The organism is Paenibacillus sp. FSL R7-0163, assembly GCF_037969975.1.
Classification (GTDB): Bacteria; Bacillota; Bacilli; order Paenibacillales; family Paenibacillaceae; genus Paenibacillus_AQ; species Paenibacillus_AQ odorifer.
The window spans coordinates 3,183,641-3,197,012 of sequence record NZ_CP150224.1 but is presented as its reverse complement, the minus strand read 5'-3'; the positions used below and the strand labels follow the sequence as shown (position 1 = coordinate 3,197,012).

Below are 13,372 nucleotides of genomic sequence, written 5' to 3'. Positions count from 1 at the left end.
TGTATGGCTAATAAAGGAAAAACAGTAGCAGTTTTAGGGACCATTACTGTGGTAGTTTTTGCTCTCGTGTATTTTGGAATCACCTTAACCTCTAATATAGGAAAAACCGAAACCCAGATTTCTTCCGAAGATGCGGGGAAGCAGCTAGAGAAGCTATACAAGAACATAAACGTGACTACGGCTGAGCAAATCAAAGGCCAGATTGACCTGGATCCTGTTGCGATTGGGGATTCATTACCAGATATCTCAAAGTTTCCTGTATCCGTAGACAATACAACAGATAGCTTTGTAGAGATATTCTCTTCTACTGAAAAATCAGGAACAGGTAATGACGGGTGGCTGAATGAAGTTGCTACAGATTTTAACAACTCTAATATTGAGGTGAACGGGAGTCACGTTTCTGTGAAAATCCGTAATATTGCTTCAGGTACAGCGACAGATTACATAAGATCTGGGAAGTATGTGCCAGATGCCTTTACCCCATCAAATGAGTTGTGGGGCGAAATGGTAAAAGCAAACGGGATGAACACGCAGCTAATCACTAAACGCCTTGTAGGAAATGTAGCTGGTATTGTTACCAGTAAGGCGAAATATGATGAACTAATAGAGAAATACGGTTCTTTAAACGTTAAGACGGTTACAGACGCCATAGCAAATAATGAATTATCAATGGGTTATACCGATCCTTTTGCCAGTTCTACGGGTTTGAATTTTCTGGTAACAGCGCTTGGGACGTTTGGCGGTGCAGATTTACTTGGAGAGCAAGCGGTGCAGGGCTTTGAGAAATTCCAAGCAAATGTACCCTTTATCGCCTCAACCACTTTACAGATGCGAGAGGCTGCAAAAACCGGTAAGCTTGATGCTTTTGTCTTAGAATACCAGATCTTTGTGAATGCAACAGATTTGAAAGGGGGGTATGTATTCACTCCTTTTGGTGTAAGACATGACAGCCCGCTTTATGCTTTGGGTGATCTTCCTCAGGAAAAACTCGATATTATTAAGAAGTTTGCTGAGTTTGTTGAACTGGATAAATACCAGGAACTGGGTGAGAAAAAAGGCTTCAATGGTCTTAATGATTACCAATCAGAGCTTAGTACAGTGGATGGTAGTCTCATATCCTCAGCTCAGAAGCTGTGGAAAGAGAAGAAAAATGGTAATAAACCTATCGCCGCAGTATTTGTAGCAGATGTCTCAGGAAGTATGAACGGGGAACCCTTGAACCGTTTAAAGCAATCTTTATTAACAGGCCAGAAGTACTTGGGCAAGGATAACAGCATTGGTTTTGTCTCTTACTCTGATAACGTTACAATCAATCTTCCGATTGGAAAATATGACACGAACCAGCAGTCCATGTTTGTTGGTGCGATTGACAGTCTACAAGCAAATGGGGGGACGGCTACTTTTGACGGGATCGCGGTAGCCATCCACATGCTTCAAACGGAATTACAGCTAAATCCGGATTTAAAGCCGTTGATCTTTGTATTAAGTGATGGGGAGACCAATGAAGGGCATTCCTTGAATGATATCAGAGGTCTGATTGAGACCTACAAAATCCCGATTTACACGATTGGCTACAATGCGAATATCAAGGCACTTGAGAGTATTTCGAGTATAAATGAAGCGGCCAACATCAATGCAGATACAGAGGATGTAGTCTATAAAATCGGCAACCTGCTCAATGTTCAAATGTAAGCTATATTTTTTAGGAGGGGTTCTATGTCGTTTACTATGGAAGTCGTAAGTCAGGAAAAGCTGAAATCAGTAATTGAGGAGCAGGTCAAACCTGAGCCCGAGGAAGTATCACAACTCAAAGCACTGGCAGTAAACAATGTCTCCGCCATTCTGGATCTGAATTTAGAGTCACTGGATAAGCGAAAAGGGGTGCTGCAATCCATTGATAGCTTCGGTATGGAAACGATGAGATCCTCTTCGGACAAAAACTCCCTGTTGCAGATTTCTGTGGGGAATTTATCAAAAACAGGAGATGAAGGCGGCCAAGTAGCAAAAGGTTTGACTGAGCTTAATCTCCAGCTGAAGGATTTGGATCCCAGTGCAGTAGATTTTGCCAAGACGGGTTTTCTAGGTAAGTTCTTTAATCCATTACGTAGTTATTTTGCTAAATATCAAAAGGCGGATGCTGTGATTTCAGATATTATAATTTCTTTAGATAAGGGTAAGACCGTTTTGAAGAACGACAATACTACGCTGGAATTCGAGCAACAGGCCCTTCGGGAACTCACAAAAAAGCTACAAAAAGAGATTCAGCTCGGCATGTTGATGGATCAGGAGATAGAGACGCAACTGGAAGCGGCTAAGCTGCGTGATGAGGATGAGGAGAAAGTTCGGTTCATTACAGAAGAAGTGCTGTTTCCGTTGCGGCAGCGTGTTATGGATTTGCAACAGATGCTTGTAGTGAATCAACAAGGAATTATGGCCATAGAAGTAGTTATTCGAAATAATAAAGAGCTGATCAGAGGGGTGGACAGAGCTAGAAATGTTACCGTGTCTGCCTTGAAAATATCGGTTACGGTAGCTAGTGCGCTGTATAATCAAAGAATTGTTTTGAAAAAGATCGAACTTCTAAATCAAACCACCGATAGCCTGATCAGCGGTACCTCAAAAATGTTGAAAAACCAAGGGGCGGAAATCCATAAACAGTCGTTAGAATCAAGTATTTCAGTGGATACATTAAAGCAAGCTTTTACAGATGTGCTATCCGCTCTCGATTCCATCAGTACTTATAAGCAGGAAGCTCTCCCCAAAATGCGTGAAACTATTAATCAGTTCAGAGAGCTGGCAGATAATGGCGAACAGCAGATTGTACGGCTGGAAAAGGGAAATAACTTGGGATTGTAGCCTAGCAAAATCATAAAACCGATCAATTATGCGCCTTGAAGGAATAAATCCTAGCCTTTAGTCTGGTATGACTCCAGTCCCAAGACTGTTTTGAGCCTTCTCTTTCCCACGTATAATGAGATTAATTGAAAAACGTGAGAGGAAGGACAATAGAAATGAGTGATAAGTTATACTCTATGCCGATGGGAGCTCTTGATTCCATGCATATTCCAGCAGAATCCCAACCCCAATCTAAAACGCGCAAACGTGGAGCAAGTCCAAAGACATATCGGAGTATTTTATACTTCTTAATCTCTTTGCCGCTTACGATTGTATATTTCGTGTTTATGGTGACAGGGCTGACGTTATCCATTGCGTTAACCCCAATATTCATCGGAATTCCTTTGTTTTTTGCAGTAGCTAAGGGATTGGATTACATCGTACAATTTGAGCAAGAGCTGGTCAGATCATTGTTAGATATTCCTAGACCTAGTGAAGAGGCCAGATCGGAAATGCAGCTGGAGGGAGCGGGCTTTCTGCAACGAATGAAGTTAGGTTTTCATGGAGCGAAGTTTGCCCGTAACGTCATGCTGATTATGGGTCGATTCGTATCCAGCATTATATTCTTTTCAATAACAGTAACTGTAGTAGCGGCTGCATTGGGCCTGATTACACTACCTGTGCTGCACCAGATTTTCTTGCAAACCATGGATTTGAACATTTTAGAGAATAGTGTGTTTGCTTTGTTCCAGATCGACTGGACATTATCCCAACAATATATCTCCTATGTAGTAGCTGGATTTGTTGTTGCCTTGTTAGCAAGTTGGGTGATTCGTATGCTTATGGATGTGCAACGTAGAATGCTGTTCGTATCCTACGAGGAAAGACAACAGTACTAATTGGAAAGAAGAGATTGTCTCAAAACAACAACCCTTTCTGAATCTGAATAAAACACCAGACAGTGATCCTTCAGTTCGTGGAGAATCACTGTCTGGTGTTTTTGGTCTGCGGGGAGGTTTGCTTTTGCAAATGATGAGCTAGTGGAGGTTGTCTGATTGCTTCTTTGATTTTTTCGTCGGGTTGTTGGTGTGGGAAGTAGAAGGAATCTGCGAAATAGCTGTACTTTGTGCAGTTATTTCGAGTGCCAAAAGAATAATCCTGACTTTAACTGCACTTTATACAACTAAAAACTAGAGAATCCACTTATAAGGGAGTAATTTCAGAAAATAGCTGCACGAAATACACTTATATCCAGTGATCGAGCGTTCTGTTTGATTATAGTTGTATGAAATACAATTAAACTCGAACGCTTTTACACATTGCCCCCCCGTCAACTCAACTCTCCATGCATCACTTGTCGCTGGAGTGTAATCGCACAAATTATATAGATTTATATGTTCATTCATAGGCGCGTGTATCAGGTTAGAGATCAGTTAGTCTTCAACAATCATCTCTTTGGGAACTCCAAGCAGGCTTTTCCTATTCCTTTATGCCTTTGAATGATGTTATAAAAATATGCCCTATTCCTGCCTGCTATGGCAATGCTACAAATTGTAGCCCTCACGGAGCGATCCGTAAACCGTTCTTCGGGTTGTTTGGACGTTGTCGGAGTTGGGTTGTATGTCCCAGGATGTACTTGGTTTAGAGCTTACTATAATGCTCCTCCAACATGTGAAAAAATGTTCATTATCCCATATAAATCCTGTATAATGAGAGCTGTGAAAACGTTTGAACAAAAATCAGGAGGGGTTCTATGCATTCAAATGGATTATTTAGATGGAGGTTTTGGGGATTTGCAGTATTAGTTTTGTTAGCGCTTTCGGGATGTTCTAGTAATGGAAATGTAACTGAAAAAAATGCGGCATCATCAACTCCCAATCCAACTAAAAGTAATACTTCAAAAGCTTCGGAGAATCCAACCAATAAGGAGATAGCAAAAGGTACTGTGCACATAGAGAATCTAGGTGAGCGGAGAATATTTGTTTATTTACCTGCAGGGTATGAAGCTGACAGTGAGCGTTATCCTGTTGTGTATATGCACGATGGGCAGAATATTTTTAACACAAATACCAGCTCTTTAGGCAAAGAATGGAGAGTTGAGGAGATCATTGATCAGCTTGTTGCTGATGGAACCATGGAGAAGGTTATCGTGATAGGAGTCGCTTCAAGTGATGGATCAGAACGGGGAATGGAGTATGTTCCATTTCCGGATCAGTCTATTCCTTCGGATGGAGCGAGTGCAGCCGAATTTACCCAATATTTTATCAATACAGTTATTCCCTATGTGGATGGCGCTTACCGGACCATTCCCGATCGGGATCACCGGATGATCATGGGATCGTCATTCGGTGCTGTTCAGGCATTATGGATGGGGTATCAGCACCCGGAGACCTTCTCAGCGATAGGGGCTTTATCCCCTGCCACTTGGGTAAGCAATGGGCGTATATTGGAGGAGTTGGCGAAAGAGTCCGGGAAGCCTGCCTTAAAGATTTGGCTCGACATGGGTGTAACCGAAGGAATGCCAATTGATCCGCTTGTGACGGTACTAAAGTCGAAGGGATTTGTATTAGGGAAGGACCTATTCTTTCAGATGGACCCTTTGGGTACACATGAAGAGAAGTCATGGAATAGACGTGTACATAGTCCATTGATTATGTTCGCCGGGAAAGAGGCTGGACAAACGATCAAGCATGAAATTAGCGACTATCTGACATTAATCGGACCAGAAGCTATCGATGTGCGTCTTAATTTACTAGTTACTATGGATAATGGGATGGATTTTACAATCCTTGACGGAGTTGAATATCAAGTGTTGAATCCTGAAGTAGGGCAGTTAGACAAGGCAGGTAAGGTGAGCTTCCTGAAGCCGGAATCCTTGAAAGTAAATGTTTCATTTCAAGGTGTTACTGAAGAACATTTAGTTAACTATGAGCATTATGTAAAGGTATTTAAAGTTTATGTGAAATCTCTTGATGTTGACGAGCATGGGGAGGAGTTCTCCATTAATCTGAAGCCCTCTGCTCGGAAATTAAATTCAACTCCTGAGTATATCTCAGCGCTAGTGAGCGCTGCTGAAAAAATCGGTATATATACAATTAAGGAGATTCAGGAGGATTCCATAAGTATAACCTTTAATACGAAGTAGTCATTGGAGTTCATAATCAAATGAGGTTATGCTCCTTATTTGAATTTACTATGATCTTAACTAAGGGAAACGGATCCCCTGGCTGATAATCAAGGAATTCTTTCCTAATTCTTTAAACTAAAAGAAGCTGACTCAATAAGTAGAAATTCTTACTTATTGAGCCAGCTGTTTTTTATCGCAAAATATATCCCCCATCCGGAAATAAAGTACTTCCTGTTGTATAGCCATTGGTCATCAAATAAATCGTTGTATGTGCTGCTTCGTCGGCATGGCCAACCCTGCCAAGGAGATTGATATTCGTATATTCGTCGTAAGCCTTGTCTCTAGTTTCCTGTTCTGCGCCTTCCCAATTAAAGTTGGTATGGATGGTTCCAGGGGAAATAACATTTACCCGAATCGGAGCCAATTCTACTGCTAATGCTTTTCCCAGACTTTCAATTGCGCCGTTACAAGCTGCATAGGAGGCACCGTCTGCAAGTGGACGTTGGCTGAATGCGCCGGACATAAGAACAATGGAGCCTGTAGGGTTGATAAAAGGGATAGCATGCTTTACAGCATTATATTGCGGCCAGAACTTTGCATTAAAGCAATTGTGAGCAACCTCTAAGCTCGAAGTTATCGGTCCTCTAACATAGGAGGCTCCCGGAGTGAACAAATGGTCAAATGCGCCGATTTTTTCAAAGAAAGCTTTCAAGTCCTGTTCATTTTGATTATCTAGTGAATATATTTCAACAGAATCGAAATCTAAAAACTGTTGAGCTTTCTCTAATTTATCATGTGAACGTCCAGCGATTATGACAGCTGCGCCTTGTTCAATCGCTTGTTTGGCAGTCGCAAGCCCTATTCCGGAGCTTCCTCCGATAATGACGATACGCTGGTTTTTTAATGAAATAGTGGACATATTTATCTTCTCCGTTCATAGTTAATTGGACTTATTAAGTTCTGTTTTTTATTATTAGCTATAAAATATAACCTGCACAGTACGCACTTTTTTCGTACTAGGTACGATTTTTCGTACTAGCTGGTTCGAACATATAGTTATATAACTATCGAAAGAGGGGATCACATGGATTTGCTGGAGCCGAGATTGACTGGGGTTCTTACAACACTTGAAAAGATCGGTGGAAAGTGGAAGCCGCTCATTTTATTTATTTTATTGATAGATGGCACAAAAAGATTTGGGGAACTTAGACGGATCATCCCTGATGTTTCCCAAGGTACGTTAGCTAAACAATTACGGGAGCTTGAAGAGGATCAGCTTATCGACCGGGTGAGTTATCATGAGCTTCCTTTGAGGGTAGAATATAGTATTTCAGAACATGGAAAATCGCTAATTACAGTGTTGGATAGCATGTGTGGCTGGGGTAGGATGCATAAAGAATATTTGAATAATACAAATAAGTAGAGGGAGGACATTATTATTCATACTATTTTGCAGGAACCAACGGGTCAGACCTACAAGACGCTGGTACAGGTAGCTATGGAAGTATGTGATGAATTTATTCTAGTAAAACGTGATCAGATGGAGTTGGAGCCAGAAGGATTTGAACTGCTTGAACAGCTGCAACCATTTCTCAAAAAGGTCATAAAAGATGACTATTGGCCGGGGACTCGGCTTATGGGGCATTATGCAGATGTTTATTTTTTTCATTGTTCACCTGAAGCGGTCGATATTCTTTTATCCTATTCCACCAGCTTGTACTCGTGGGTACAGACCAGGCTACCTGATGATCTTTGTTTTCTAAAACAAGGACAACCGTGGCTAATCAATACAGCCCATGAGAGAGAAAGCAATTTGATCACTGATGTGAATGAGGAACTTAATAGACTAGAGGAGTGCGGATTGTTGTTCCGTGACTTATCTGAGTTTTATAACGTTGATTAAAAATTTAACTCATATTTAGTGCAGAAGAACCCGCATTTGGTGCGGGTTCTTCTGCATGCTCATTAATATTTCTACGCATCTGTTAAACTACAAGATTTCATATATTCAAAGAAAAGTATTGATAATTATTCTCATATGATTTAATATGATAACGATTCTCATTATCATCACTTTAGTTTGAAGAATGATAAATAAAATATAGATGGGGAGATTGAATATGAATCAGAAAAAATATTTATTAGCTGGGGTATCAGCAGTTTTAGCTTTGAGTTTAGCAGCTTGCGGTAACAATGAGAAGGATAAGACAGCTTCAGAAAAAAGCACAAATAATGCTGCAGTAGCAGCAGAAGGAACAGCAAATAACAAAGGAAATGCGGCTCAGGAGGCAGTTGCCACTGAACAAACCGTTACATATTTGGGCAAGGATTATGTCGTGCCTGCAGAGATTAATAATATTGTAGCAGCAAGTCTCGAATCTATGGAGGATGCCGCCATACTGGGAGTGAAACCTGTAGGTGTACTTGCGATAGCTGATGCTATTCCAGGTTATCTGTCAACAGAGCTAGCGGGTGCATCCTTAGTGGGGGATAAATTTGCTCCAAGTAATGAAGCGATCCTGCAGCTGGATCCAGATGTTATCTTAGGGTCTTCCAAGTTTGGGGAAGATGTGGCAGGCGCACTTAATAAAATTCAAACGATGATTCCTTATTCACATATTTCAACGAACTGGAAAGATAACTTGCTCTTATTAGGTCAATTATCCGGTAAGACGGCAGATGCGGAAAAGATTATTAGCGATTATGAATCTAAAGCCGCTGATGCTAAGGCTGAAATCGGAGAAAAGCTGAAAGATCAATCCATTCTAGTCATTCGTATTCGTCAAGGCAGTATGTGTGTATATCCTGCTGGCGTTTATTTGAATCCGGTTATTTATGAAGATCTGGGCGCTGCCATTCCTGAGGTGATCTCCTCTACAGAGGCACAAGCAGAGCTTTCATTAGAAGCTTTGGCGGATATTAATCCGGACTATATTTTCTTGCAGTTTGAGACTAGTGAGAATACTGATAATGCAACAGCACTTGATGATTTGCTCAAGAATCCGATCTTCAAAAGCGTTACTGCTGTCAAAAATAATCATGTGTTTGTAAATGCAATTGATCCGTTGGCACAAGGTGGAACGGCTTGGTCTAAAGTAAGATTCCTGGATTCAGCAATTGAAAACCTGTTGAAGTAAAACCAAAGGTGCGATGAATAAAATGAATACAAAAAATTGGAAAGTTATATTGATCCTATCAACTTCTCCATTATTCATCGTATTAGCAATTGTTGTATCCGTCTTATATGGTGTTAAAGATATTGGAATATTGACAATATGGCAGGCGATTACACACTTCGATGCTAATAATGTGGACCACAACATTATTATGACATCTAGATTTCCGCGTGTAATCGCCGCTTTATTAGTTGGAGCGGCTCTGGCTGTTTCAGGGGCGTTAATGCAGGGGGTTACACGTAACTATCTTGCATCACCATCGATTATGGGAGTAAATGACGGATCGGCATTTGTTATTACGTTGGCTATGGTGTTTTATCCGGGATTATCGAATGTTCAGATGATTATTTTATCCATGGTGGGTTCAGCCATCGGAGCGGGTTTGGTTTTCGGATTTGGTGCCTTGGTCAAAAACGGTTTATCACCAGTCAGGTTAGCTATTATTGGGACTGTAATTGGTACTTTTTTAAGTAGTATCGCCTCAGCAGTAGCGATGTTTTTTCAAGTCTCACAAAATGTTAGCGTTTGGTATAGCTCGAAAATACATACCGTTAATCCAGATATGCTAATATTATCGATTCCTTTTATAATCGTTGGACTGCTCTTGGCGGTTAGTATTTCTAAATCAGTAATGGTTGCTTCCCTAGGGGATGAAACGGCGATTAGCTTGGGTCAACGAACAAAATGGGTGAAAATTGTCAGTATTATATCTGTTGTATGTCTGACCGGGACAGCAGTAGCTTTAGTTGGCAAGATAGCCTTTGTGGGCCTAATCATTCCTCATATTACACGTTTTATCGTAGGTATAGACTATCGCTTTATCATTCCTTGCTCAGCGGTGATTGGAGCTGTTTTTTTAGCGTTATGCGATGTCTTAAGCCGTTATATTAACTTTCCGTTTGAGACGCCAATCGGTGTTGTAACAGCCTTTATTGGAATCCCGTTCTTCCTTTATTTAATTCGGGTTAAAGGGGGAGAGCAGCGTGGATAGAAGTAAAATACAGTTTAGCCGCTATATGCTGACACTATTAGTTTTTATCCTGTTAACCCTTGTGGCGGGGTATTTTCATCTTACGAATGGCGTGTTTGATATGTCTGTAATGGATGTGATAAAAACGCTGCTGCGAATAGATCCTAACCCTAAATTTGACCTGGTTATTTTTCAGTTTCGGTTACCACGGATCATTATTGCCTCATTAGTAGGAATAGGTCTGGGGATGGCGGGAACTGTCATTCAAGGAATTACCCGTAACGGGCTGGCTGATCCAGGGATCCTTGGGATTAATGCAGGCGCTGGAGCTGCCATTGTAGCGTTTATGTTTTTCTTTCAGATGTCGGGAGTTACTTTTTTCAAAGAAAGCTGGTTCTCGATACTAGCCATGCCGCTGTTTGGTTTTGTAGGTGGGCTTGCCGCAGTTGTGATTATCTTTATTTTCTCTTGGCGGAATGGTGCACTCGATATGCAACGCTTGATTTTGACAGGGATCGCGATTAGTAGTGGTTTTGGTGCGTTGTCGTTGTATATTTCTCTGAAAATGAATGCAAGTGATTATGAAATGGCTGCGGTTTGGAGTGTCGGAAGTATTTATAGCGCGAACTGGACTTATATCATTATGATCGCACCTTGGGTGCTTATTTTAGGATTTGTAATGTATCGAAAAAGCTATTTACTCAATTATTTTCAATTGGAGGATTCCAGTACAAAAAGCTTGGGGATCTCCGTAGAAAAAGAAAAGCTGATCTTTCTGTTATGCAGTGTGGGGATTGTAAGTGTTTGTGTATCTGTATCCGGTTCTATAAGTTTTATAGGCTTGATGGCTCCTCATATTGCCAGAAGATTAGTAGGGATTAACCACCGCTATATTATATTATCCAGTGCAGTGGTTGGGATGTTTTTGCTGGTGATCTCAGATTATTTTGCCAAAACAATATTTCAGCCGGCAGAGTTACCCGTGGGTATAGTCGTTTCGATTATTGGTATTCCATATTTCTTATATTTATTAGCCAAGTCAAGAGTGTAGGGGAGAGAGTACAGAAAAAATGACAACACAAGTAGAGCTCGAACACACAGAATCATGGAAACTTGAATCTCAGTATATGGGTTACACGTACGATATAAAGGTTTCTCTTCCCAGAGAAGCAGCACCAGAAAAGGGCTTTCCAGTATATTACATGCTCGATGGTAATTCATATTTTCAATTAGGTCGGGATGTCGTAAAACTGCAGTCAAGAAATGCCCCAAAAACTTTTATTGCACCAGCAATTGTGATTGGAATTGGACATTATGGTACAGATGAAGAGGTCTCTAAAAGAAGATTTTATGATTTCATACCTCCTGCGAGGCAGTATGTATATCCGGATCGATTGAAAAATGCTGACATAGGACCACATGGTGGGGCTGAGAAGTTTTTAGCTTTTTTAGAATTAGAGTTAATGCCAGCAATCAACAAGAAATATAATGTGGATCAGCATAAACAAGCCTTGTTTGGTCACTCTCTCAGCGGTTTATTTGTCCTCTGGACGTTATTCACTCGTGCGAAGCTATTCCAGTATTATTTGGCCTCTAGTCCATCCATTTGGTGGAATGATCATGAAATCCTGACGTATGCGGAGCGGTTCTATAACAATGGACAAGTGAAGATGACCGATAAACAAAAGTTATTGATTACCGTAGGGAGTGAAGAGTCGTTTATGGTCGATGACGCAGCATTATTATTTTCAAAAATGAATGAATATGCTCTGCCTAATTTAGAGGTTGAGCACTATGTCGCACCCAATGAAAATCACGCTTCTGTAGTGCCAACGATTATGAGTAGAGCGTTTCGAGTGCTGAACTGTTAAGGAGTGGGGATATGACGCAAATTAGGGCAGGCGAGCTTGTGCTTTTTGAACATATAGATCGTCAGATTACCGTGTATTTACCGAAAGAATATCATCTATTTCCGGAGCGGATATTTCCAGCGGTTTTCTTACAGGATGGAGATTTTTTGTTCAAAGAGGCGATTATAGCTATAGAGAAAGATGTGGAAGAGGGAGTAACAGAGCCGGTTATTTTTATCGGGATTGATTCTCAACTGCGGAATGATGAATATACACCTTGGGAAATGCCTGCTCTTTTTAAGGATTGGTCCTTTGGGGGCAAGGGCGATGATTATTTGAATTACGTCTATCAGGATCTTGTACCCTATATCAAAAGCTTCTATCGCATCTCTAACGAGCCGAAGAAATTGGCTTTGGGTGGTGTTTCACTAGGTGGATTAATAAGTCTGTACGCAATGTACAAGACTGAAGCTATTTTTGGAAATTTTATATTCATATCTGCGTCTGTATGGTTTAAAGATTTCATTCATTTCATGGAGAATTCAAGACTAGATAGGGAATGCAGAATTTATATGTATGTTGGTGAACAGGAAGGTATCCACAAGACAAATGTCCAGAAGGACATGGTGCCTAACAGCAAACGTGCTTATGATATTTTAAAAGAGAAGATTGATGAAGCTGATCAGCGTGTGAAGTTTGAGACGGATCCGCTGGGCACGCATAATGACATGTTTTTCCTGCAATATTTTCCGAATAGTATCAGGTTCTTATTTCCTGCAAAATAAACATAATAGGACGAGCGGGAGAGAGTAGCCTTGCTTCGTCCTATTTATCGATGAAAAGGGTCATGGCTAGCACATAGCTGCTCTAGTTATTCTTCTGTAAATTCTCGAGATGGGCATCCAAATTGTCGAAGGTTTGGGAAATCCCCTCTAACATCCCCATATCAATAACTTGTTGCAAGGCTTCCGGAGAAGAGTATTTACCGGTATTCACCAGCTTCGTTTGACCATCCAGGTCGATAAAATCTAGTTGGACAAGCGTCTCAGGCAAATCTTTTGAAATATTACCCTCTGCATCTGAGAACCCATCTGTATAAATGACTTGTTCTGGGACTGTAATTTCCTTATACAATGCCTTGCCCCAAGACTCCATACCGTAGAAATCACCTTGATTCTTATCCTCGCACTTCATGCAATAATGCCAAGTACCCCCTGGACGGAAATCGACATTACATACGGGAAGCGTCCAACCTTTTGGACCCCACCAGTGCTTCAAATGCTCAGCCTCAGAAAAAGCTTTGAATACAAGTTCACGTGGAGCTTGGAATACGCGCTCTAATACTAATGTGTTGCCATCAACAATTTTGGATACCACTTGGTTGGACGGGTTAGAATTTGTCATGGGATAGATC

13 protein-coding genes are annotated in these 13,372 nt (G+C 41.0%); 11 read left to right on the top strand and 2 right to left on the bottom strand.

All coding sequences use genetic code 11. The features are described from left to right. Nucleotides 1–3: 3 nt before the first annotated feature. The 4 genes from NST45_RS14220 (at nt 4) to NST45_RS14205 (ending at nt 5,980) form a co-directional block, all read left to right on the top strand. Entirely contained in the window at nt 4–1,692 is a 1,689-nt protein-coding gene (locus NST45_RS14220; protein WP_036686384.1) for a VWA domain-containing protein, read from the top strand. A gap of 24 nt (nt 1,693–1,716) precedes the next feature. After that, nucleotides 1,717–2,856, top strand: a complete 1,140-nt coding sequence (locus NST45_RS14215; protein ID WP_036686385.1) for a toxic anion resistance protein — start codon at nt 1,717–1,719, stop codon at nt 2,854–2,856. Nucleotides 2,857–3,011: 155 nt separating this feature from the next. Beyond that, entirely contained in the window at nt 3,012–3,734 is a 723-nt protein-coding gene (locus NST45_RS14210) for a sensor domain-containing protein (RefSeq protein ID WP_339825987.1), read from the top strand. Between the two features lie 854 nt (nt 3,735–4,588). Then, nucleotides 4,589–5,980, top strand: a complete 1,392-nt coding sequence (locus tag NST45_RS14205) for an alpha/beta hydrolase-fold protein (RefSeq protein ID WP_339825984.1) — start codon at nt 4,589–4,591, stop codon at nt 5,978–5,980. 172 nt (nt 5,981–6,152) lie between these two features. Here NST45_RS14205 and NST45_RS14200 read toward each other — a convergent pair whose 3' ends face one another. Then, the gene (locus NST45_RS14200) at nt 6,153–6,881 is read right to left on the bottom strand and encodes an SDR family oxidoreductase (protein WP_339825981.1); all 729 of its coding nucleotides are present in this window, start codon (nt 6,879–6,881) and stop codon (nt 6,153–6,155) included. A gap of 165 nt (nt 6,882–7,046) precedes the next feature. Between NST45_RS14200 and NST45_RS14195 the strand changes: the two genes are divergently transcribed. The 7 genes from NST45_RS14195 to NST45_RS14165 all read left to right on the top strand — a co-directional run bounded on the left by NST45_RS14195 (nt 7,047) and on the right by NST45_RS14165 (nt 12,743). Then, nucleotides 7,047–7,385 (top strand): winged helix-turn-helix transcriptional regulator, encoded by a 339-nt coding sequence (locus tag NST45_RS14195; RefSeq protein WP_036686390.1) that lies wholly within the window; start codon nt 7,047–7,049, stop codon nt 7,383–7,385. Nucleotides 7,386–7,460: 75 nt separating this feature from the next. Further along, nucleotides 7,461–7,865, top strand: coding sequence for a hypothetical protein (locus NST45_RS14190; protein WP_339825978.1), 405 nt, complete (start codon nt 7,461–7,463; stop codon nt 7,863–7,865). A 217-nt stretch (nt 7,866–8,082) separates the two neighbouring features. Then, nucleotides 8,083–9,099, top strand: a complete 1,017-nt coding sequence (locus tag NST45_RS14185; RefSeq protein ID WP_036686393.1) for an ABC transporter substrate-binding protein — start codon at nt 8,083–8,085, stop codon at nt 9,097–9,099. Nucleotides 9,100–9,112: 13 nt separating this feature from the next. Continuing rightward, nucleotides 9,113–10,129, top strand: coding sequence for an iron ABC transporter permease (locus tag NST45_RS14180; RefSeq protein WP_339825975.1), 1,017 nt, complete (start codon nt 9,113–9,115; stop codon nt 10,127–10,129). 25 nt (nt 10,130–10,154) lie between these two features. Continuing rightward, complete coding sequence (locus tag NST45_RS14175) at nt 10,155–11,159, top strand: iron ABC transporter permease (RefSeq protein ID WP_339813636.1); 1,005 nt, start codon at nt 10,155–10,157, stop codon at nt 11,157–11,159. Between the two features lie 19 nt (nt 11,160–11,178). Continuing rightward, nucleotides 11,179–11,979, top strand: coding sequence for an alpha/beta hydrolase-fold protein (locus NST45_RS14170; protein ID WP_339825972.1), 801 nt, complete (start codon nt 11,179–11,181; stop codon nt 11,977–11,979). 11 nt (nt 11,980–11,990) lie between these two features. Continuing rightward, nucleotides 11,991–12,743: an alpha/beta hydrolase-fold protein gene (locus NST45_RS14165; RefSeq protein ID WP_076297742.1), complete on the top strand. Its 753-nt coding sequence runs from the start codon at nt 11,991–11,993 to the stop codon at nt 12,741–12,743. A gap of 82 nt (nt 12,744–12,825) precedes the next feature. On the opposite strand, the gene NST45_RS14160 is transcribed toward NST45_RS14165, so the two are convergent. Further along, complete coding sequence (locus NST45_RS14160; protein ID WP_038570543.1) at nt 12,826–13,362, bottom strand: SRPBCC domain-containing protein; 537 nt, start codon at nt 13,360–13,362, stop codon at nt 12,826–12,828. Nucleotides 13,363–13,372: the final 10 nt, after the last annotated feature.

What these genes read in the sequence shown, in the direction of transcription:
- NST45_RS14200 (WP_339825981.1), bottom strand. Translation starts at nt 6,881, where the DNA reads ATGTCCACTATTTCATTAAAAAACCAGCGTATCGTCATTATCGGAGGA.
- NST45_RS14165 (WP_076297742.1), top strand. Translation starts at nt 11,991, where the DNA reads ATGACGCAAATTAGGGCAGGCGAGCTTGTGCTTTTTGAACATATAGAT.
- NST45_RS14190 (WP_339825978.1), top strand. Translation starts at nt 7,461, where the DNA reads ATGGAAGTATGTGATGAATTTATTCTAGTAAAACGTGATCAGATGGAG.
- NST45_RS14170 (WP_339825972.1), top strand. Translation starts at nt 11,179, where the DNA reads ATGACAACACAAGTAGAGCTCGAACACACAGAATCATGGAAACTTGAA.
- NST45_RS14175 (WP_339813636.1), top strand. Translation starts at nt 10,155, where the DNA reads ATGCTGACACTATTAGTTTTTATCCTGTTAACCCTTGTGGCGGGGTAT.
- NST45_RS14210 (WP_339825987.1), top strand. Translation starts at nt 3,012, where the DNA reads ATGAGTGATAAGTTATACTCTATGCCGATGGGAGCTCTTGATTCCATG.
- NST45_RS14220 (WP_036686384.1), top strand. Translation starts at nt 4, where the DNA reads ATGGCTAATAAAGGAAAAACAGTAGCAGTTTTAGGGACCATTACTGTG.
- NST45_RS14215 (WP_036686385.1), top strand. Translation starts at nt 1,717, where the DNA reads ATGTCGTTTACTATGGAAGTCGTAAGTCAGGAAAAGCTGAAATCAGTA.
- NST45_RS14180 (WP_339825975.1), top strand. Translation starts at nt 9,113, where the DNA reads ATGAATAAAATGAATACAAAAAATTGGAAAGTTATATTGATCCTATCA.
- NST45_RS14185 (WP_036686393.1), top strand. Translation starts at nt 8,083, where the DNA reads ATGAATCAGAAAAAATATTTATTAGCTGGGGTATCAGCAGTTTTAGCT.
- NST45_RS14160 (WP_038570543.1), bottom strand. Translation starts at nt 13,362, where the DNA reads ATGACAAATTCTAACCCGTCCAACCAAGTGGTATCCAAAATTGTTGAT.
- NST45_RS14195 (WP_036686390.1), top strand. Translation starts at nt 7,047, where the DNA reads ATGGATTTGCTGGAGCCGAGATTGACTGGGGTTCTTACAACACTTGAA.
- NST45_RS14205 (WP_339825984.1), top strand. Translation starts at nt 4,589, where the DNA reads ATGCATTCAAATGGATTATTTAGATGGAGGTTTTGGGGATTTGCAGTA.